General features: G+C 33.7%; 15 protein-coding genes and 1 pseudogene. 9 read left to right on the top strand and 7 right to left on the bottom strand.

All coding sequences use genetic code 11. From position 1 onward, the window contains the following. Nucleotides 1-13: 13 nt before the first annotated feature. From VP395_RS10790 to bshA, 4 genes are all read left to right on the top strand, one after another. Nucleotides 14-499 (top strand): ABC transporter ATPase, encoded by a 486-nt coding sequence (locus VP395_RS10790; RefSeq protein ID WP_346242019.1) that lies wholly within the window; start codon nucleotides 14-16, stop codon nucleotides 497-499. Between the two features lie 83 nt (nucleotides 500-582). Continuing rightward, entirely contained in the window at nucleotides 583-1,806 is a 1,224-nt protein-coding gene (serB, locus tag VP395_RS10785; RefSeq protein ID WP_346242018.1) for a phosphoserine phosphatase SerB, read from the top strand. A gap of 149 nt (nucleotides 1,807-1,955) precedes the next feature. Continuing rightward, a complete protein-coding gene (locus VP395_RS10780) occupies nucleotides 1,956-4,874 on the top strand; it encodes a serine hydrolase domain-containing protein (protein WP_346242017.1) in 2,919 nt (972 codons plus the stop codon). Between the two features lie 79 nt (nucleotides 4,875-4,953). After that, on the top strand, nucleotides 4,954-6,090 hold the full coding sequence (gene bshA, locus VP395_RS10775; RefSeq protein ID WP_346242016.1) for an N-acetyl-alpha-D-glucosaminyl L-malate synthase BshA: 1,137 nt from the start codon (nucleotides 4,954-4,956) through the stop codon (nucleotides 6,088-6,090). A gap of 5 nt (nucleotides 6,091-6,095) precedes the next feature. Here bshA and VP395_RS10770 read toward each other — a convergent pair whose 3' ends face one another. Together VP395_RS10770 and VP395_RS10765 are read right to left on the bottom strand one after the other, a co-directional pair. Further along, complete coding sequence (locus VP395_RS10770; protein ID WP_346242015.1) at nucleotides 6,096-7,991, bottom strand: cytochrome-c peroxidase; 1,896 nt, start codon at nucleotides 7,989-7,991, stop codon at nucleotides 6,096-6,098. A gap of 133 nt (nucleotides 7,992-8,124) precedes the next feature. After that, nucleotides 8,125-8,616 (bottom strand): hypothetical protein, encoded by a 492-nt coding sequence (locus tag VP395_RS10765; RefSeq protein ID WP_346242014.1) that lies wholly within the window; start codon nucleotides 8,614-8,616, stop codon nucleotides 8,125-8,127. Nucleotides 8,617-8,765: 149 nt separating this feature from the next. On the opposite strand from VP395_RS10765, the gene VP395_RS10760 reads away from it, so the two are divergent. After that, nucleotides 8,766-11,687 (top strand): FAD-binding and (Fe-S)-binding domain-containing protein, encoded by a 2,922-nt coding sequence (locus VP395_RS10760; RefSeq protein ID WP_346242013.1) that lies wholly within the window; start codon nucleotides 8,766-8,768, stop codon nucleotides 11,685-11,687. Between the two features lie 51 nt (nucleotides 11,688-11,738). On the opposite strand, the gene VP395_RS10755 is transcribed toward VP395_RS10760, so the two are convergent. After that, on the bottom strand, nucleotides 11,739-12,587 hold the full coding sequence (locus VP395_RS10755; RefSeq protein ID WP_346242012.1) for a UDP-2,3-diacylglucosamine diphosphatase: 849 nt from the start codon (nucleotides 12,585-12,587) through the stop codon (nucleotides 11,739-11,741). Nucleotides 12,588-12,758: 171 nt separating this feature from the next. On the opposite strand from VP395_RS10755, the gene aroC reads away from it, so the two are divergent. From aroC to VP395_RS10740, 3 genes are all read left to right on the top strand, one after another. After that, nucleotides 12,759-13,820 carry a chorismate synthase gene (aroC, locus tag VP395_RS10750; protein ID WP_346242011.1) on the top strand — a complete coding sequence of 354 codons (1,062 nt, stop codon included), beginning with the start codon at nucleotides 12,759-12,761 and terminating at the stop codon, nucleotides 13,818-13,820. Between the two features lie 270 nt (nucleotides 13,821-14,090). Next, nucleotides 14,091-15,536: a dicarboxylate/amino acid:cation symporter gene (locus tag VP395_RS10745; RefSeq protein WP_346242010.1), complete on the top strand. Its 1,446-nt coding sequence runs from the start codon at nucleotides 14,091-14,093 to the stop codon at nucleotides 15,534-15,536. A gap of 19 nt (nucleotides 15,537-15,555) precedes the next feature. Beyond that, complete coding sequence (locus tag VP395_RS10740; RefSeq protein ID WP_346242009.1) at nucleotides 15,556-16,374, top strand: sulfurtransferase; 819 nt, start codon at nucleotides 15,556-15,558, stop codon at nucleotides 16,372-16,374. Between the two features lie 118 nt (nucleotides 16,375-16,492). Here the strand turns inward: VP395_RS10740 and VP395_RS10735 are convergent, their stop codons facing one another. Further along, on the bottom strand, nucleotides 16,493-16,909 hold the full coding sequence (locus VP395_RS10735) for a thiol-disulfide oxidoreductase DCC family protein (RefSeq protein WP_346242008.1): 417 nt from the start codon (nucleotides 16,907-16,909) through the stop codon (nucleotides 16,493-16,495). Further along, entirely contained in the window at nucleotides 16,906-19,071 is a 2,166-nt protein-coding gene (locus tag VP395_RS10730) for an endonuclease MutS2 (RefSeq protein ID WP_346242007.1), read from the bottom strand. Before VP395_RS10730 ends, VP395_RS10735 begins: the two co-directional genes overlap by 4 nt. Before the next feature lie 310 nt (nucleotides 19,072-19,381). On the opposite strand from VP395_RS10730, the gene VP395_RS10725 reads away from it, so the two are divergent. Continuing rightward, the gene (locus VP395_RS10725) at nucleotides 19,382-19,729 is read left to right on the top strand and encodes a hypothetical protein (protein ID WP_346242006.1); all 348 of its coding nucleotides are present in this window, start codon (nucleotides 19,382-19,384) and stop codon (nucleotides 19,727-19,729) included. Between the two features lie 49 nt (nucleotides 19,730-19,778). Here VP395_RS10725 and VP395_RS10720 read toward each other — a convergent pair. Then, nucleotides 19,779-20,359, bottom strand: a pseudogene (locus VP395_RS10720) (MiaE family protein). Between the two features lie 76 nt (nucleotides 20,360-20,435). Further along, nucleotides 20,436-22,538 (bottom strand): ATP-dependent DNA helicase RecG, encoded by a 2,103-nt coding sequence (gene recG / locus VP395_RS10715; RefSeq protein WP_346242005.1) that lies wholly within the window; start codon nucleotides 22,536-22,538, stop codon nucleotides 20,436-20,438. Nucleotides 22,539-22,585: the final 47 nt, after the last annotated feature.

Genomic DNA, 22,585 nt, shown 5'->3' with positions numbered 1-22,585 from the left:
CGTAAATTAAATCATGTTAGTAGATTTTAATACATTACCAGAAGAAGCACGTGTTTGGGTTTACCAAGCAAATCGCTCATTTTCAGAACAAGAGCTTGAAGAAATTCAGGCTAAACTTAATATATTTATAGAAAACTGGACAGCACATGGCAGCGATTTGCAATCGGGCTATTTAATTAAATATAACCGTTTTATAGTGATTGGATTAAATCAAAAAATGAATGCAGCTACAGGTTGTTCCATAGATGCTTCGGTGCATTTTATTCAACAGTTAGAAAAAGAATACCATGTTGATTTAATGGATAAAATGAATGTGTCTTACAAACAAGGAGACTTTGTAGCTTATAAAACACTTTTAGATTTTAAGCAAATGGCAAAAGATAAAGCCGTTTCAAAAAACACCATTGTTTTTAATAATTTAGTAACCAATATCGCTGAGTTTAACGAAAACTGGGAAGTTCCAGCGAGCGAAAGTTGGCATAGTCGATTTATAAAATAAACTATTATAGTTTGAGTATTAAATCGAGAAAAACTTTCATATTTCAAATACAATAATCAATTTTACAGCTTAAATAGTAAATTATGGCTAAGGAGATTTTCCTATTAAATATTTCTGGACAAGATAAACCAGGTTTAACTGCTAGTTTAACAAGTGTTTTAGCAGAATACAAAGCAAAAGTATTAGACATTGGTCAAGCAAACATTCACGACACCTTATCCTTAGGTATTTTATTTGAAATTCATGCAGGTTCAAAATCGGCTGCCGTATTAAAAGATTTACTTTTTAAGTCGTATGAACTTGGTATAAAAGCAAAATTCACTCCAATTACACTTGAAAATTATGAGAAATGGGTCACGCTTCAAGGTAAGGACCGCTACATCGTTACTATTTTAGGTGAAAAGTTAACGGCACAACAAATATCGCAAGTAACCGAAATTATTTCGGAAAAGAACCTGAATATCGATTCTATAAAGCGACTTACAGGAAGAACATCACTTGTAAAGAAAGATGAGTATCCAAGAGCTTGTATCCAATTATCTATTAGAGGCCATATAGATGATAAACGCGAGTTTACCTTAAAATTCATGCAAATTTCCAGAGATTTAGATGTTGATATTGCATTTCAAGAAGACAATATTTACAGAAGAAACCGTCGTTTGGTGTGTTTTGATATGGATTCTACGCTTATTCAAGCTGAAGTTATTGATAAATTAGCAGAATTAGCTGGTGTTGGCAATGAAGTGAAAGCCATTACAGAATCGGCCATGCAAGGTGAAATAGACTTTAGCGAAAGTTTTATAAGACGTATGAAACTTCTAAAAGGACTGTCTGAAGAAGTATTACATGAAGTTGCTATAAACTTGCCTCTTACAAAAGGCGCTAGAAGACTTATGACCACTTTGAAAAGCTACGGGTTTAAAACGGCCATTCTATCTGGTGGATTTACCTATTTCGGTCACTATTTACAAAAGGAATTGGGTATGGACTACGTGTATGCAAACCAATTGGAAATTAAAGACGGTGTTTTAACAGGTGGTTACCTTGGTGAGATTGTAGATGGTAATAAAAAAGCAGAATATCTTAAAGAGATTGCTATAAAAGAAGGCATTGATATTAGTCAAACCATAGCAGTTGGCGATGGTGCTAACGATTTACCAATGCTTAACTTAGCAGGTTTGGGTATTGCTTTTCATGCAAAACCTAAGGTTAAGGATAATGCCCAAAGTTCCATTTCAAGTATTGGTTTAGACGGTGTATTGTATTTATTGGGTTACCACGATAGGCATATAGATTTAATAGAATAGTTCGAATAAGTGTATTGACTTTTAATAGTTCATTACTTTCTTTATAAATCTATCTTAAAGTCTTTTCAACTTCTTTTTAAAAGTAGTATTTTGGCATGATTATTTATGTAGTAGTATTTGCTATATACTTACTTAATTAATCCTCAAATATGCGTCACATCTTATTTACAATAGTATTTCTATATATATCGGTTTCAACGTTTGCACAAATCCAACAAAACCCATTAGCTTCTAAAGATGTTGAAGCTCAAAAAAAATGGGTAGATAGTGTTTATAAATCCTTGTCTTTAGAGGAAAAAGTAGGACAGTTGTACATGGTGCAGGTGATGTCTAATCATGACCAAACTGCAAAAGCCAAAATAGTTGATTTAATTAGAACGCATCATATAGGAGGAATTATTTATTCTCTTGGTGGTCCTGTTAGGCAAGCTAAATTAAATAATGAACTGCAAGCGCTTTCAAAAACTCCTTTGTTAATAGGAATGGATGCTGAATGGGGACTAAGTATGCGCTTAGATTCTACTTATGCTTTTCCTTGGAATATGACACTTGGAGCTATTAAAGACCATACACTGATTGAACAGACAGGAAAACAAATTGGTGAACATTGTAAACGTTTAGGTGTTCATTTTAATTTTGCACCTGTTGTTGATATCAATACCAATCCGTTAAACCCTATTATTGGCAACCGCTCCTTTGGTGAGGATAGAGATAATGTAACCGAAAAATCATTGGCTTTTATGAAGGGTATGCAAAATGTTGGCGTTTTGGCAAGTGCAAAACATTTTCCAGGTCATGGCGATACCGATCAAGATTCGCATAAAACCTTACCAACCATTAGCTTTAATGAAAAACGAATTGATTCCATTGAATTATATCCTTATAGAAAATTAATAACAGAAGGTTTATCTAGTGTCATGGTGGCTCATTTAAAAGTACCGAGTTTAGAACCTTCAGGCTATCCATCATCACTATCTAAATATATTGTAACCGATATTTTAAAGGAAAAACTAGGTTTTCAAGGACTTATTTTTACTGATGCTTTAGATATGAAAGGTGCTGCAGATTTTAAAGAAGTTGGCAGTATAGATTTAGCTGCTTTTAAAGCCGGAAACGATGTTATGCTCATGTCTGAGGATGTGGCTATAGGTGTTTCAAAAATTATAGAAGCTTATAATGCTGGTGAAATAACAGAAGCGCGTTTAGAACTTTCGGTTAAAAAAATTCTGCAAGCCAAATATAAAGTTGGCTTAAATAAATACGAACCCATTGGCTTGAATAATTTATCAACCGATTTAAAAAGGTTGAAGGATGATATTTTATATGAAGAACTTTTAGAAAACGCCCTTACCATTGTTAAAAATGAAAAGGATTTGTTACCGCTTCGTCAACTTGAAGATAAAACAATTGCTTATGTTAAAATGGGGGATGATCAAGGTTCTGTTTTTTTAGATGAACTTAAAAAATATACCAGAGTACATCAAGTTGAAGCCGATTCGTTAGTAAATTTAATGGCGAAACTTCAAGATTATAATACGGTTGTGATTGGTTTGCATCGCTCAAACCAAAACCCTTGGAAATCATATCAATTTACAGAAACAGAATTAACATGGCTGTATGAAATTGCGAGAACGCACAAGGTGGTTTTAGATGTATTTGTAAAACCTTATGCACTTTCAGATTTGGCTAATATTGAAAACATAGAAAGCATTGTAGTGAGTTATCAAAACAGCAAAATAGCCCAAGAAAAATCGGCACAACTTATTTTTGGTGCTATTGAATCTAAAGGAGCTTTGCCAGTTTCTATTGGAAATTATTTTAAAGTAGGCGATGGTATTCAAAATAATGCCATAAATCGTTTAAGTTATACCGTTCCCGAACGTGTTGGTATGGATTCAAAAAAATTAAATAAAATTGATTCATTAGCTATGAAAGCTATAAAAGGTAAGATGACTCCTGGGATTCAATTGTTGGTAGCAAGAAAAGGGAAAGTAATCTATAACAAAAGCTTTGGAAAACATACCTATTCAGGAAAAGAGATTGTTGAATTTGATAATATTTATGATGTAGCATCTCTAACAAAAATATTGGCAACGCTACCATTGCTTATGGAATTGGAAGAAAAAGGGGAGGTAACTTTAGATACAAAACTTTCACAAATACTGCCTAGTTATAAAAAATCAAACAAAGCAAACATCACCTTAAAAGCCATGTTGTCGCATTATGCCCGACTAAGGCCGTGGGAGCCGTTTTATGCGCATACTTTAGATAGTGTTACAAAACGCCCTAGTGCTAAGTATTATAGAACAGAACCTAGTGAAAAATTTAATATTGAAGTAGCTAATAATTTGTATTTACGTTCTGATTACCCAGATTCTATACAGAAAATAATTAAAGATTCAGAATTGTTAAGTAGAACGCAATATAGATACAGTGATTTTCCTTATTATATTTTAAAGAAATATATAGAGAACTATTACGACAGAACCTTAGATTTTCTTGTACAAGAACATTTTTATAAATCTTTAGGAGCGAACTATACTATGTATAATCCGTATCATAAAATAAGTAATAAAAAAATCGTTCCAACCGAAATTGACGATTATTATAGGTTCCAAGAAGTGCATGGTTATGTACACGATATGGGAGCAGCAATGCAAAATGGTGTTGGAGGACATGCAGGGGTATTTAGTAATGCCAACGATGTAGCTAAAATTATGCAACTATTTTTGCAAAAAGGGTTTTATGGCGGAAAGCGTTATTTTAAACCGGAAACCCTTGATAAATTTAATCAGTGTTATTTTTGTGATAAAGGAAATAGAAGGGGTATAGGCTTCGATAAGCCCCAATTAGGTGAGGATGGCCCAACGTGCGGATGTATATCATTAAATAGTTTTGGGCATTCTGGGTTTACTGGAACCTATGCATGGGCAGATCCGGAAGAAGAAATCGTTTATGTATTTTTGGCAAATAGAACCTATCCTAGTGCAACACAAAATTTACTTTTAAAGGAAAATATTAGAACAGAGATACAGCGCTTAATATATGAAGCGATAATTGAACAATAAGGCAAGGTTTTTAAACCCTTGTAAGTATTAAAACAACAATAAAAATTCCACCTTTGTTGGAATGAATAAATAGATTTGAATGAAAATAGGTATAGTATGTTATCCAACTTTTGGAGGTAGTGGTGTGGTTGCTACCGAGTTAGGTTTAGAACTTTCTAAACGCGGTCATGAAATTCATTTTATCACTTACAATCAACCTGTACGCTTAGAGTTGTTAAGCAATAACGTGCATTACCATGAAGTTAATGTTCCAGAGTATCCGTTATTTCATTATCAACCTTATGAGTTGGCTCTATCAAGTAAATTAGTTGATATGGTAAAATTGCATAAAATTGAACTTTTACATGTACATTATGCCATTCCTCATGCTTATGCAGCGTATATGGCTAAAGAGATGCTACAAGAAGACGGTATATTTGTGCCCATTGTAACCACTTTACATGGCACTGATATCACACTTGTGGGCAGTCATCCGTTTTACAAACCAGCAGTGACTTTCAGTATTAATAAATCAGATGCTGTAACGGCAGTTTCACAGAGTTTGAAAGATGATACGTTGCGTTTATTTGACATTAAAAATGATATTCATGTCGTATCTAATTTTATAGATTTAGATAAATATAATCATAAGTTTACCGATTGCCAACGTGAAATGATGGCAAATGAAAATGAAAAAATAATAACACACATTAGCAATTTAAGGCCTGTAAAGCGTTCACAAGATGTTATTAGTGTATTCTATAACATTCAAAAGGAAATGCCAGCGAAACTGATGCTTATCGGTGAAGGACCAGAACGTGAACATATAGAATTGCGTTGTCAGGAATTGGGCATTTTAGATAAAGTTATTTTCTTTGGAAAAAGTAACGAAATTGATAAAATACTATGCTTCAGCGATTTGTTTTTATTGCCTTCACAAACAGAAAGTTTTGGATTGGCAGCGTTAGAAGCTATGGCGTCGGGTGTGCCTGTTATTTCTAGTAATACGGGTGGTATTCCTGAAGTTAATATTCATGGTGTTTCAGGGTTTTTAAGTAATGTGGGTGATATTGACGACATGACTAAAAATGCCCTATATATTTTAAGGGATAAAAAACGATTGGCAACTTTTAAAATTAACGCTAGAAAAACCGCAGAAAAGTATGATTTACATACCATAGTGCCACAATACGAATCTATTTATCAAGACACCTTGTCGAGGTGTTTGGTCTTGTAATGAAGTTAATATGCTGTTTTAGAAAACTTTTTTGTTAGCCCCGTAGTATCGGTAAGTGTTTTCATAAATATAATGATGTCTGCTTTTTCTTTTTTAGTTAAGTTTAAAGGCGTATCAGATAGTGTTTGGTTTTCTATATCTAATCCCAATCCTGCACCACCACCATGATTATAAAAATCCAATACATCTTCTAAAGTATTAAACATGCCATTGTGCATATATGGCGCCGTGAGGGCTATATTCCTAATGGATACTGTTTTAAATGAATTTTGATAATACTGCTGGTTTTCTGCCAGTAAACCATTATCTATACGTCCAGGATCTAAATCTTTTACTGGGTTTATTGAATCAAACCCTTGTGTAATGCCTAAAACTTCAGACTCTGTTTCTAAATAAAAAGGAGGAATAGTACCATTAAAAACAGGAGCAAAATGGCAGGTGCCGCAGGCAGCTTTTCCCATAAACAAATTAAATCCTCGTTTTGCAGCTTCAGGGTATGTTTTTATTTCATTTCTAATATACTTATCAAATTCACTATTTAGTGATTTTAAAGAGTTTACATAAGCTGCAATGGCGTTGCTAATTGATCTGCTATTAATGTCATGCTTGCTAATGCCTCCATAAACATCTTTAAACTGTTTAACATATTCAGGATTGGCATTTAGCTTTTTAATGATTTCGTCAAAGGAGGTGTTAAATTCTAAGTCATTATCAATTACATGAGCAACTTGCTTTTCTAAATCATAAGCTCTCATATCCCAAAAATACCTATTTGCATACCCAACATTTAGTATAGTTGGCGAATTTCTAGAAGAAAAAACATTCGATTTATTTGTTTTGCTTTTTGGTAAGCCATCCGCAAATCCTTTGTTTGAATCATGACAAGTGGCACAGGACATGATAGAATTTTTAGAAAGTTGAGGGTCTTCATATAGTACTTTTCCAAGTTTTATAGACGATGGGTTGTTCAACGGCAAATAAACAAATTCAGAATATAATTCAGTATTAAGAAAATTGTTGTCAAACAGATTATTGGCAGTATAATTTTGCGCATGTATAATAAACGGATCAGCATATAATTCGTTTAACTCTTGAAACTCCAAAAGAGTAGCATACAATGGATTTATAACGGTTTTTAAAAAACTTATTCTATCAAAAGTATCGAAATCATCATTCTTTTTTAAGGTCTTTTCTGCTTTTTCAAATAGTTTTATAACCTTGTTAAATGTTTTTTTTGCAAATGGATTCAGGTTTTCATTAAAAAGTGAAAAACTTTCTTTTAAACTTTTAAAACTTCCCAATGTTTCGGCAATAGTGTTTTCAGATGCTGGAGTATCAAACCCCGTTAATCCTAAAGTGAAAATTCTAACAACTCCAGATCTTAAGGCATCAATAATTTGTCCAGACTTTAAACTTAATGGTAAATGTGTTTTAGCAATTAAATCTACTTTTTCTTTAAGAAGCACAGATAGTTTTTTGATGTGTTCTATGTTTTGAATTGCATCAGGATCAAAAATAAGTGCATCAAGCGCTTGAAGTCCATTAGGTTCTATGATTTTTCCAGCTTCATATTTATCGCTAATTTTTGGAATTGGAGCGCCATTTATAAATGTGTTATCAAAAGATGGAAGGTAAAAATTAAAAAGAAACTCTATTTTTTTATAAGCGATTCGCGTTTTTATAAATTGTTCTTTAATTACAATAATATCTTCAATGTTTTCTGCTTTGTTTGCTAAAGAGTCTAAAATAATAACTTCATTCTGAAATTCCAGAAATTGGATTCCATATAAGGTTATAATTTTTTTAACAGCTGTATTTTGCTTTATATATGTTGGTTTATTTGTGTTTCCAAACAATAGAAATAAGCAAAAAAGTAGCAATAAAAAATGATATGGTTTCATTCTATATTATTGATTTTATACGTACCGAAGTTAACAATTTTATAATAAAATAAATTTGGCCATTTTTGAAATTTAAAATAAAAAAAGCACCCTAAATAAGGCGCTTTTCACTAAATTTTTATCTTTTATTTATTTAGAATTGATATCTAATCCCTAAAGCAATATCAAAATCTAAATCATTGTTGTCATACGTTTCATTTCCAAAACCAATTTCTGGTCTAAAATCCAATGAAATTAATAGCGGAATATCGAAATTGTATTCTATACCAATATCACCAGCAGCAAAAATGAATGTGTCGTTATAATCATTACCATTATTGTCGTTGTAACCAAACGATCCTAAACCACCACCAACACCAGCATACCAGTTAAAACCACCGTCTATATTCCAAACCCATTGGTATAAACCAGCAAGTTTAAATCCATCATAATTTTTGCCGTCTCTCCAGCCTAAATCAACCTCTAAACGGTTGTTGCTACCTAAAGCGTGTTGATAAGATATTTCGGCACCAACACCATTGCTGTCTCCTAAACGTAACCCCAAAGCGTTGTTCGAAATGTCTTGAGCGTTTGATAAAAAGGTAAAACCTAATAATGCCACTGAAAATAAAAGTAATTTCTTCATAAATTGTAATTTTGTTGTTTGTGATTAATATACGGTCAATTAATGCGTTTAGATTATTTTTAATAATCCTGTTTGATTTTACAAAAATAACGCCAAAATTGTATTTATATTTAACATCTCTATAGTTTTATAATTATTTTTATTGAGTTATGACGTTAACATCACATTTACAGACATTAAGCGAAAAACTTTCAGGAGAATTATTTTATGATGACCTAATAAAGTCTATTTACGCTACAGATGCTTCCGTATTTAGAATGTTGCCGTTAGCAGTAGCATATCCTAAAAATAAAGAGGATATCAAGCAGCTTATTGAGTTTGCAAAAACATATAAAACGTCCTTAATCCCAAGAACGGCAGGTACTTCCCTAGCAGGTCAGTGTGTTGGTGAAGGTATTGTGGTGGATGTTTCTAAATATTTTACAAAAATTTTAGACGTCAATGAAAAAAATAAAACTGTTAGGGTACAGCCAGGAGTTGTTCGCGATGCTTTGAATAATTATTTAAAACCGTTCGGGTTGTGGTTTAGCCCCAATACATCCACATCCAATCGCTGTATGATTGGGGGTATGGTTGGCAACAATTCATCGGGTACCACATCCATACAATTTGGTGTAACGCGCGATAAGGTGATTGAAATGCATACTATTTTAAGCGATGGTAGCGAAGTGGTTTTTAATGAAATTTCTTCGGAAGTTTTTCAAAATAAATCCATGGCAGACACATTAGAAGGACGCATTTATAAAAACATTTACACGGAGCTGGCTTCGGAAGCTGTTCAAAATCAAATTATTGAAAATTTCCCAAAACCAGAAATACACAGAAGAAATACTGGTTATGCAATAGATGAATTGATAAAATCGGATGTGTTTTCTAATGCACCCGAAAAATTCAATATGTGTAAATTGCTTTCGGGAAGCGAGGGCACATTGGCATTTACTACACAAATCACATTAAAATTAGATAAGTTACCACCACAAGAAGCTATTATGGTTGCTGCACATTTTACGAGTATAGAAACTTGTTTAAGTGCTGTAGAACCGGTTATGAAACACAATTTGTACAATTGTGAAATGATGGATAAAACCATTTTAGACTGTACAAAGCATAACAAAACCCAGCAAGAAAACAGAAGTTTTATTGAAGGAGACCCAAAAGCCATTCTGATGTGTGAGGTAAGAGCATTTACTAAGCAAGAAGTAGCTGTTTTAGCTGAAAATTTAATAAAAACTATTGAAGCTTCAGGATTAAGTTATGCCTTTCCTATACTGGAGGGTGATGAAATAAACAAAGCAAACAACCTGCGCAGTGCCGGATTGGGTTTGTTAGGAAACATTATCGGCGATAAAAAATCGGCACCCTGTATTGAAGATACCGCTGTAACCGTGCCCGATTTAGCAAATTATATTTCTGAGTTTTCGGCGTTAATGAAAGGCTATAACCAAGAAGCTATTTATTATGCACATGCTGGTGCTGGAGAGTTGCATTTACGCCCCATTTTAAACCTTAAAAAGTCTGAAGATGTTGTTTTATTCAGAAAAATAACAACCGACGTAGCGCATTTAGTAAAAAAATACGGTGGTTCTATGAGTGGGGAACATGGTGATGGGATTGTGCGAGCTGAATTTATTCCGTTAATGATAGGTGAAGCCAATTATCAGATTTTGAAGCGTATTAAATTGGCGTTTGATGCGGATAATATTTTTAATCCAGGCAAAATTGTGGATGCCTTCCCAATGGATAAATCGCTGCGATATGTTTCAGACAGAGTAGAGCCAGAAATTGAAACCCTACTCGATTTTTCGCGTTCACAAGGCATTTTGCGTGAAGCCGAAAAATGTAATGGTTCTGGCGATTGTAGAAAATTACCGGAGTTTGGCGGTACCATGTGTCCAAGTTACCGTGCCACCAGAAACGAAAAAGACACCACGCGTGCCAGGGCAAATGCACTGCGCGAGTTTTTAACGAATTCCGATAAAGCCAATAGGTTCGACCACGAAGAATTAAAAGTGGTTTTCGATTTGTGTTTAAGCTGTAAGGCCTGTGCCAGCGAATGTCCAAGTAGCGTAGATGTTGCGAGTTTAAAAGCGGAGTTTTTGTACCAATATCAAAAGGAAAATGGCGTGTCCTTGCGTACTAAATTGTTTGCTTATAACAATAGTTTGAATCGTTATGGAAGTGCATTTCCAAAGCTTACTAATTTTATGTTTTCTAATGGTTTCACATCTTCAATTTTGAAAAAATCATTTGGAATTGCAAAGGAAAGGCACTTGCCATTAATTTCAAATAAAAGTTTAAGTAAAGAGTTTCAGAATTTTAAAAAACAATCAGTTAAAAAAGAATATATAAAATCAGTTTATTTGTTTAATGACGAGTTTTTAAACTACTTAGACACGCCTATTGGTATGGATGCTATTTACCTTTTAACAGCCTTGAATTACAATGTTAAAATGGTTAAAAATGCCGAATCTGGACGCACCTTTATATCCAAAGGTTTATTAGAACAAGCAAAAGATTTAGCCAATAAAAACGTAAAGATTTTTAAGAATTTAATTACCAAAGAAACCCCTTTAATTGGGATAGAACCATCGGCTATTTTAACTTTCAAAGATGAATATTTAAGGTTGGCAGATGATAGAGCTTCGGCTGAAAGCATTGCAAAAAATACTTTTTTAATAGAAGAATTCATTCAGCAAGAAATAAAATTGGGCAACATCACTTCAGAACAATTTACTTCCGAAGCAAAAACCATTAAGTTTCATGGGCATTGTCATCAAAAATCATTTGGCAACCAACTATCAAGTTTTAATGTATTGAATCTTCCAAAAAACTATAAAGTCACCATTATACCAAGTGGTTGCTGTGGTATGGCAGGAAGTTTTGGCTACGAAAAGGAGCATTACGAGGTTAGTATGCAAGTTGGTGAACAAACCTTGTTTCCTACGGTTAGAAACGCATCAAACGACTTAATTATTTCAGCCAATGGCACCAGTTGTAGACATCAAATTAAAGATGGTACGCAGCGTGAAGCAAAACACCCGATTACAATTTTACGAGAGGCTTTGGTTTAGTTTGTAGTCGCAGTATCAGTACTCAGTTTCTAACAACTAAACAAATCGACATTATTTGATTTTCTTCTCATGTTGCTCTACAATAGTTATGGCCGCAATTAAATCTTTTAGGTCCATATCTTCCAATTCTTCATCTACATAAAAGGGGGAGAGTTTGTCTTTGTTATAATGGTAAACTTTCCAACGTTTAAATTGGTATTCTAAAGCGGTAAAATTTTCAACCCAATCACCAGAATTTAAGTAGGTGGTTTTTCCATGTCTGGTTTCAATATAAGCCATTTTTGGTTGGTGTATATGTCCGCAAACAACATAATCATACCCGTTTTCAATAGCTAAATTTGAAATTACTTTTTCAAAATCATTAATATATTTAATAGCGCTTTTTACGCCATTTTTAACTTTTTTAGATAAGGAGTAGCGTTCTTTGCCATTTCGCTCTAAATACCAGTTAACAAAACGGTTCAGCAAGGTTAGTATATTGTAACCATAACCACCAAGTTTTGCGAGCCATTTGGCATTTTGAATGGAAACATCAAACACATCACCATGGAAAAACCATGCTTTTTTACCATGTAATTCTAAAACCAGCTTATCTACAATAGAGATATTCCCAATGGAAGTGCCACTAAATTTCCGAAGCATTTCGTCATGATTACCAGTAATATAAATAATCTCTACACCATCGGCAGACATGTTCATGATCTTTTTTATAACTTTTAAATGCGATTTTGGGAAGTAGCGTTTGCTAAATTGCCAAACATCTATAATATCTCCGTTTAAAATAAGTTTTTTAGGTTCAATACTGTTTAAGTAGTTTAATAAGTGTTTGGCGTGACAGCCATAAGTGCCTAAATGCACATCTGATATCACAGCTATTTCTATTTTTCGTTTAATTTTCAAACTACAAATTACTTTTCGTAAAATACTCGATTTTATATGACTTATTAATTAACTAAACATGAGTTTATTGTTAAACAAATGTTGCGTCTTTTAACTATATTTTAGCTCTCTTTATGCCATTTCATTTCCATATCTCTAAGAATAGATTTACTTTAGCAAAAAATTATCGATATGGCTGGAAATTCTTTTGGAAAACTGTTTACTCTAACAACTTATGGCGAATCTCACGGACCTGCATTAGGTGGTGTTATTGATGGTTGCCCATCGGGAATTGAATTAGATTTAGAGGCCATCCAACAAGAGTTAGACCGTAGAAAGCCAGGGCAATCTGCCATTGTTACGCAACGTAAAGAGCCAGATACCGTAAAATTTCACTCAGGAATATTCGAGGGTGTTACAACAGGAACCTCCATTGGTTTTGTTATAGAAAACACCAATCAGAAATCTCATGATTATTCACATATAAAAGATAGTTATCGACCAAGTCATGCCGACTATACCTACGATAAAAAGTATGGTGTACGCGATTACCGTGGAGGTGGACGCAGTTCTGCCCGCGAAACCGCATGTCGTGTTGTTGCCGGTGCCATTGCAAAACAAATGCTAAGAGGTATCGAAATTACGGCTTACGTTTCGGGTGTTGGTACCATGAAACTTAATAAACCGTATAACGAGTTAGATTTAACGCAAGTAGAATCGAACATAGTACGCTGTCCAGATGCAAAAATGGCGGCAGATATGGAAACCTATATTAAAGAAGTGCGCGGAAAAGGCGATACCGTAGGTGGCATTGTAAGTTGCGTTATTAAAAATGTACCTGTAGGTTTAGGCGAACCGGTTTTCGATAAATTACACGCCGAACTTGGTAAAGCCATGTTATCCATCAATGCTGTAAAGGGTTTTGAATATGGTAGCGGTTTTGAAGGTTGTACCATGTTGGGTAGCGAACATAACGATGCGTTTAACAACGATGGCACTACAAAAACCAACTATTCGGGTGGTATTCAGGGTGGTATAAGCAACGGTATGGATATTTACTTTAATGTTGCATTTAAACCAGTAGCTACCTTAATTCAAAAATACGCAACCATTGATAAAGAAGGTAATAGTGTAGAAATGCAGGGCAAAGGGCGTCACGATCCATGTGTTGTGCCAAGAGCAGTGCCTATTGTAGAAGCGATGGCGGCTTTGGTAATTGCCGATTTTTATCTGCAAAACAAAGTATATAGTTAGTAGCTATTTCCCGCTTTCAGCTTTATCTTTTTAAAACGTCCTTGCGAGGAGGTATGACGAAGCAATCTGCCAATTTTTAGTTAGCACAATTTCTGTTGCCCCATATTTTAAAAAGGATGCCGCCTCAATCGGGGCTAACTTACCAGTTGGATTTTTTGTTATGTCTTAAAATTAGGAATATTTGCTAGGTATAAAACTCATTTTAAATTTACTGTAATCAAGCTTTTAAATTCTTATATTGCTTCCTAAATAAAAAAACCTATTCAATTTATGAAAAAACTAGCACTACACTGGAAAATCTTAATAGGCATGACGCTCGGTATCATTTGGGCATTACTTTCAAGTTCATTAGGTTGGAGTGCGTTTACTATTAATTGGATAGACCCATTTGGTACTATTTTTATAAATCTGTTAAAGCTTATCGCAGTACCGTTAGTTTTGTTCTCCATAATAGGAGGTGTGGCCAATATTGGCGACCCTAAGAGTTTAGGTAGAATGGGGGGAAAAACCTTATTCATTTATCTAATAACTACAGTTATGGCAATTTCTTTAGGCTTGCTTTTAGTAAATGTTATAAAACCAGGTAAGTTAATAGATGAGCAAAGTAGAATCGATAATAGAATTAGCTACGAAATTTGGGCAGCTTCGCAAGGTCATGAGGTTAAAGATGGCGTTAATTATTTAAAAGACCCACAGTTTTTTGAGCGTGCTCAAGAGATTTCAATATTAACAAAATCAGAATTAAAAGAAGCTTTTGTTTCTGATAAGCTTGAAAAAGCAAACCAACAAAAACAAGTGTCGCCGCTGCAACCTTTAATAGATATTGTGCCCGAGAATTTTTTTGCTTCGCTTTCTAATAATGGCTTGATGCTTCAAATTATCTTTTTCGCCTTGTTTTTTGGCGTGTGTTTATTGTTTATTCCTAACGAAAAATCGCAACCTGTTTTAACCTTGGTGGATGGTATTAACGAGGTGTTTTTAAAAATGGTAGACTTGGTAATGCAAGCAGCTCCATTTTTTGTGTTCGCTTTGTTGGCAGGTGTGGTTAGTAAAATGGCAGGTGACGATATTGGGAAGGTGATTGAAATATTTAAAGGCTTGAGTTGGTACTCGCTAACTGTTTTAATCGGACTTTTATTAATGATTTTTGTTGCATACCCAGCCATATTAAAACTATTTGTAAAAAAAATACCGTATTTAGGCTTTTTTAAAGCGATGGGTCCAGCACAAACTTTGGCATTTTCAACCTCTAGTAGCGCTGCCACACTTCCTGTTACAATGGAATGTGTTGAGCAAAACCTAGGTGTCGATAAAAAAGTAAGCAGTTTTGTATTACCTATTGGTGCTACAGTTAATATGGATGGTACCAGTTTATACCAAGCGGTAGCGGTTATTTTCTTAGCACAAATGCACATGATCGATTTAACTATAGGTCAGCAATTAACCGTTGTTATAACCACAACCTTAGCGTCCATTGGTTCGGCGGCAGTGCCAAGTGCCGGTTTGGTAATGCTTATTGTGGTATTGAATTCGGTGGGATTAAATCCTGTTTGGATTGCCATTATTTTCCCTGTTGATAGAATTTTAGATATGTTTAGAACCGTGGTAAACGTAACAGGAGATGCTACAGTATGTTCTATTATTGCCGATGGTGAAAACATGTTAGATTACCACAATATTAAAAACCCATCAGAGACTTTCGATTTAGATTCTTAAATAATAATACCTGTTTATTATGGCTGTAATTAGTATATCGCATCCCTTAGTTACCGTATCATGGCTTCACGATAATTTAGAAGCTGAAAATTTAGTGGTGTTAGATGGTACCATTAATAAGGTGTTTGATGCATCACAATATCAAATTCCGAATACCCGATTATTCGATATAAAAAATAAGTTTAGTGATGTTTCTGCTCCGTTTCCTTCAACCTTTCCTTCAGAAGAACAATTTCAAAAATCTGCAGGAGAATTAGGTATTAATAAGGATAGTGCTATTGTAGTGTATGATGATAAAGGTATTTATTCAAGTGCACGAGTTTGGTGGTTGTTTAAATCTTTTGGGTACAATAATGTAGCTGTTTTAGATGGCGGTTTCCCGGAATGGAAAAAAGCTGGGTTTTCAACAGAACCGATGAAACCTTATACAGGTAAATTAGGAAATTTTGAAGCAGTTTATAAACCAGAATTAATGAAGTTTTTTAATGATATAAAATATGCTTCCGAAACTAAAAGTCATACCATTATAGATGCGCGTTCCGAAGGACGCTTCAAAAGTTTAGAGGCAGAACCCCGTGAAGGATTGCGTATGGGAACAATTCCTAATTCGGTAAACTTGCCATTTGAAGATTTGTTAAAGGAAAATCAATTGCTGCCTGATGAAATAATTGAATCTAAATTTCAAAAATTAGCAAAAAAAGAAGAACCCATTATTTTCTCATGTGGTTCGGGAATAACAGCATGTGTGTTGGCACTTGGGGCAACTATTTCTGGGTATGAAAATATTTCTGTTTATGATGGTTCTTGGACGGAATGGGGAAGTTTGGTGCCTGAATAACCCGTCATTGCGAAGGAGGCACGACTGAAGTAATCTGATGAATTAAAACTTTAATGTCATTACACTGTAATGAAGCAATAAACAGATTGCTTCACTGCGTTTGTGAAGACGTAAAAAATCATTCCAAAAACTTAGACTTTAATTCGGGTGTAGGTATCCAGCAAGATTCTTTTTTTCCATACCATTTATAGCGATTTTTAGCAATATAATCATAAACCCAATTGCGAATAAATGGCGGAATTATAAAAAACACAGTTATTAAACTCTGTGGAAACCCTAAATGGCTAGCAATTTTTAAAGCAGCAGTAGATTTGTAATCAATCCCTTTTTCAGGAGTATATAAAAGTATAGAATCTACCTTATTGGTGTCTATTTGGTATTTTTTAATAATTTGTTGCCCAACTTTACTTTGTAAAGGTGTAAACATGAAAATATTTTTATTATCATGTTTTATAACATATTGAACTGATGTATTGCAAAGATTGCAAACACCATCAAATAATATAAGTTTTTTATGGTTTGGTAAGTCTATCATTTTTTAGCTTCGACTAATTCTAATTCATCTATGTTCACATTAGTTGTAAATATCCCATAATTCACAATAGCTTTATTCTTTTCAATCTTATCAATACTACCAATAGCACGACCATCGTTCATGCGTACTCTGTCGCCAATCTTTAGTGTAACTTTCGGTTTTGGTGCTTGAACGGCTTTTTTCTTAGCTTCTTTTTTCTTTTCACGAATTACAATTACTACTTTTTCAACTTCATTTTTAACCTTTTCTTCTTTGGCTTTTATAATTTTTTTCTCTTTAACCGTAACCTTTTTACGTTTAGAGTTTTCAATTTGAACGATTTTATAAAGCTCGCCCATTAATTCTTTTTTCTGCTTATTTTCAAAATATTTTTCAGCAATATCATTTACTTTCTGTCCTAAATAAACCAAACGTTGGTTACTGTCATATAGTTCTTGGTAGCTTTCTAGTTTTTTTTGAATTTTCGCGTTGGTTTCTTCAAGTTTATCAGCTTCCTGTATTTTTTTCTTTTCGTTTAATTTTAACGATTCGCCTGTTTTCTCAAGTTTCGAGCGTTCTTTTTGAAGTTTAGCAATGGTGGCATCAAATCGTACTTTACTGCGTTCAATTTTCTTTTTAGCACGATTTATCAAGCCAAACGGAATACCGTTTTTCTGTGCTACTTCAAAAGTAAAACTACTTCCAGCTTGTCCAATAACCAGTTTATACAAGGGTTCTAAGGTTTTTTCGTCAAATAACATATTCGCATTAAGCATACAAGGTAACTCGTTTGCCAATATTTTCAAGTTGGCATAATGCGTTGTGATAATTCCAAAAGCTTCCCGATGGTAAAATTCTTCTAAAAATGTTTCGGCTAAAGCACCACCAAGTTCCGGGTCACTTCCAGTTCCAAATTCATCAATTAAAAAAAGTGTGTTTTTATTGCACTTCTTTAGAAAATAATTCATTTGTTTTAAACGATAGCTATAGGTGCTCAAATGGTTTTCAATAGATTGATTATCACCAATATCGCTTAAAATTCTATCGAATAAACTAGCTTTACTACGCTCGTGTACTGGAATTAGCATGCCGCTTTGTAACATGACTTGTAACAATCCAACCGTTTTTAAAGTGATACTTTTTCCGCCAGCATTAGGTCCGGAAATAACAATGATGCGACTATCTTGCTTTAATTCAATAGTTTGAGGGAATGTTTTTGCTTTCTTTTCTAAATTATTTAAATAGAGTAGCGGGTGATAGGCATCTCGTAAACACATGCTTTTATCTTCCGATATCTCAGGAAGAATGGCATTCATAGAAAGTGCATATTTTGCTTTTGCTGAAACCACATCAATAGCTACTAAAAAGTCTTGATAGTTTTCTAGAATTGGTAAAAACGGACGAATAAAGTTTGTGAGTGCTTTTAAAATGCGAATTACCTCTTCGTTTTCCTCAAACTCTAAATTATTGAGTTCTCGTGAGTATTTCAAAGTGGTTTCGGGTTCCATATATACAATGCTCCCCGTTTTACTGCTACCCATAATAGAACCTTTAACTTTTCGGCGGTACATGGCTTTTACAGCTAAAACACGTCTGTTATCTACAACGCTTTCCCGAATATCATCTAAATACTCTAAACCGTGATACATGTTTAGGGCAGTAGTAAAACTCTGGTTTATTTGACCCTTCACTTTGTTTATATTCTGCCTTAAATCGAAAAGTAATGAAGAGGCATTATCTTTAATGTCACCAAAACGGTCTACAATTGCATCTACTTTTTCAATTATGGCTTTAGTGACTTCTATATGTGAAGCAAACTGGTTTAGGTTTGGGTAATATTCTTCAAACTTTTTTAAAAACGTAACGATCTCATTGGTTGATAGTGAAATAGAAACAATTTTCTTTAAGCTATGTACTTCTAAATAGGTGTTTTCAATGCGTAAAAGTTTTATTTCTTTGGTTATGGCATCAAAACTATGATTTGGAATACGATTGTCGTTATAAAAAGACGACAGGTATTCATTGGTTAATTGCAGATTGTTAAGAAGTGATTCTTTTGTGCTAAATGGTGTTATTTGTAGCGCTTTTTCGTTTCCTAATACGGTAATACAGTGTTCGCTTACTTGTCTTAAAACCGTAGAAAATTCTAAATCTTGTAATGTCTTTTCGTGAATGTGAATCATTCTAAAATTATAGTCTAAATAATAAATCAAGCAAAGTTAAACATTATGTTTGAGATACTTTCGTCTGTTAATTTCTTCTTAACGAATAGTTAATTAACAGTTTAGGCTTTTTCTTTAACAGAATCCTAACAGATGTATGTCCTAATTGTGACTACTTTAGGGAAAATCAATCAAACAACAAACAGTAATTAAAAGCTTAGCTATAGTTAGTTAAGCTTTTTTTTTGTGAATTATTTTTAGAAATAGGGTAACAATTTAAATTGTGAATTGATATACCTATGAAGTACAAAATATTAATTTAAAATTATCAATGATGAAAACTATATTATGTATTGCATTATTTATGATGACGACCATCACTTTTGCTCAGGAAACAAACAAAAATAATATTAATCAAGCGCCAAAAACAGCAGATGTTTTAAAGGGTGATGAATCAAAAAAGGTAGAAGCTCATTATGTGAAATTAGGTGATATTAAGGGAGAATCTACTGCAGAATCTAATAAAAGCAAAGAGGTGAAGAGTAACGATTCAAAAGAAGCTAAAGCTATATATGTAAAACTCGGCGATATCAAAGGTGAATCAAAACCCTCATCTACAACTAGAAAACGTGTAGAGGTTTTAAAAAGCAATAAACAGGGAGATCCTGATAAAAAATAAACTTTATTAATTTTGCTCAATCATATTTCGGTGTGGTTGGGTCTTTTTTTTAACCGTGAATGGTTTCGCTTTTACCGTAGTTTTAATCACTTCACTTTCAAACGCTACCAGTTCTTCCCATCGTTTATCAACATTTACACCTTTGCCATATTTTCTGGCGTAGCTTATAAAAAGCGTATAGTGCCCTGCTTCACTCACCATTAAATCGTAATAAAATTTTGAAAGTTCTGGGTCTTTTATTTCTTTTGACAAAAGTTTAAAACGTTCGCAACTTCTAGCTTCAATCATGGCAGAAAACAAGAGTCTGTCTACCATACATTGCAAACGGTTTCCTCCTTTATTCATAAATTTATAAAGTTCGTTTACATAGCTGTCTTTTCGTTCTCTTCCCAGTTTATAACCACGCTTTTTAATAATTTCATGCACCATTTGAAAATGTTCTAATTCTTCTTTGGCAAGTTCTAGTAAATCGGTCACCAAATCTGGGTACTCAGAATTAAGGGTGATTATTGAAATGGCATTAGTAGCTGCCTTTTGTTCACACCACGCATGATCGGTTAATATTTCTTCAATATTCGATTCTACAATATTTACCCAACGTGGGTCTGTTTCTAACTTTAAATGAAGCATTTTTTATTAGTAATTATGAATGAGTAATGAGTGAAGCAAAGATAACTATTAATTTACTTCTTCTTTATTTAGTGATTTAAGATATATAATTCCAGATATTCTTGTATTTGCCCAGAGCTTTATAAGTGTTTAATATAACTTCGTTTTCTGTTTTAGATAAAGAAGTATCTTCTGTAAGCAGTTTTTTTGCATAAAATCTAGCGCTTAGTAAAATATCTTTGTCTTTTATAATATCGGCAATTTTAAGGTTTAAAACACCGCTTTGTTGTGTACCCATAATGTCTCCGGGCCCACGTAATTTTAAATCGACTTCAGCAATTTCAAAACCATCGCTGGTTTTTACCATCGTTTGTAAGCGGGTTTTACTATCGTTACTTAGTTTGTGTCCAGTCATTAAAATACAATAACTTTGTTCGGCACCACGACCTACACGACCCCGTAGTTGGTGCAATTGCGATAAACCAAAACGTTCCGCACTTTCGATAATCATTACAGAAGCATTGGGTACATTCACACCCACTTCAATAACCGTAGTGGCTACCATAATTTGCGTTTCTCCTTTAATGAAGCGTTGCATTTCAAAGTCTTTATCGGCAGGTTTCATTTTGCCATGAACAATGGAGATTTGATATTTTGGCATAGGAAAGTCTCGTGAAATACTTTCATAGCCATCCATCAAATCTTTATAATCTAAAGCTTCGCTTTCTCGGATGAGTGGGTAAACGATATAAATTTGTCGACCTTTAACTATTTCTTCTCTAATGAATTTAAAAACATTTAAGCGGTTTTTATCATATCTATGCACGGTTTTTATAGGCTTTCTTCCAGCAGGTAATTCATCAATAACCGAGATATCTAAATCACCATAAACCGACATAGCCAAGGTGCGTGGAATAGGAGTGGCGGTCATAATTAAAACATGTGGAGGTGATGTATTTTTATGCCATAATTTACTACGTTGTGCCACACCAAAACGGTGTTGTTCGTCTATAATAGCGAGCCCTAAATTCTTAAATTTCACCTTATCTTCAAGTAGTGCGTGTGTGCCAATTAGTATTTGTAATTCGCCATTTTCTAAAGCTTCATGAGTTTTTTTTCTTTCTGAAGTTTTACTTGAACCTGTAAGTATTTTAATATTGATATTCAGTATTTTACATAGTTCAAATAAACCATTATAGTGCTGTACTGACAAAATTTCAGTCGGCGCCATTAAACACGCCTGAAAACCGTTGTCAAGTGCCATTAACATTGACATAAACGCTACTATTGTTTTCCCAGAACCCACATCGCCTTGCAGTAAGCGATTCATTTGTGCATTACTGCCTAAATCGGCACGAATTTCCTTTAAAACACGTTTCTGTGCATTGGTTAATTCGAATGGTAAATGGTTGTTAAAAAAGGTATTGAAATAATCTCCAACATGTTCGAATGGAAAGCCTTTTATTTTTGATTTATGAATTAAATTTTTGATGATAAGTTGCAACTGAATATAAAAAAGTTCTTCGAATTTCAATCGAAATTGAGCCTTTGCCAACAACTCTTGGCTTTTAGGAAAATGCACATTAAATAAGGCGTCACTTTTTTTAATTAATTTTAATTCAGATAATAATGTTTCCGATAAAGTTTCTGTAAATCGCCCACCAGTTTCAATAAATAACTCCTGAATAATTTTGCTAATAGCACGGTTTGTAATGCCTTTGTTTGAAAGTTTTTCAGTAGAAGGATATACAGGTTGCATGGCAGAACGTAGATTTTTTTCATGCTCTTCGATCAATTCTAATTCGGGGTGGGGCATATTAAATTTTCCTCCAAACAAATTTGTTCTACCAAAAATTACATAAGTGGTATTAAGTTTTAAATTATCTCGAATCCATTTTTGTCCACGAAACCAAACCAATTCCATAGTACCTGTATCATCCTGAAAGGTTGCAACTAAGCGTTTTCCTTGTTTTTGAGCAACTTCTTTAAATGCTACTATTTTGCCAATTACCTGCACATCTGCATTGTTTTGCTGTAACTGATTGATTTTATAATACTGTGTCCGGTCTATATATCTGTTTGGAAATAAATTTATTAAATCTTGGTAGGTATAAATGCCTAACTCCTTACGAAGTAAATCGGCTCTATTTGGGCCAACGCCTTTTAAATAATCTATAGGAGTTTGGAGATTGGTAGTCATAGAAGACGAATTTAAGGCATTTTAAGCAATTCAAAAAATAGAAAAAT

It is taken from the genome of Mariniflexile soesokkakense (genome assembly GCF_039650365.1).
GTDB lineage: Bacteria > Bacteroidota > Bacteroidia > Flavobacteriales > Flavobacteriaceae > Mariniflexile > Mariniflexile soesokkakense.
The sequence above is the reverse complement of the archived record's forward strand: the minus strand, read 5'-3'. Positions and strand labels throughout refer to the sequence as shown.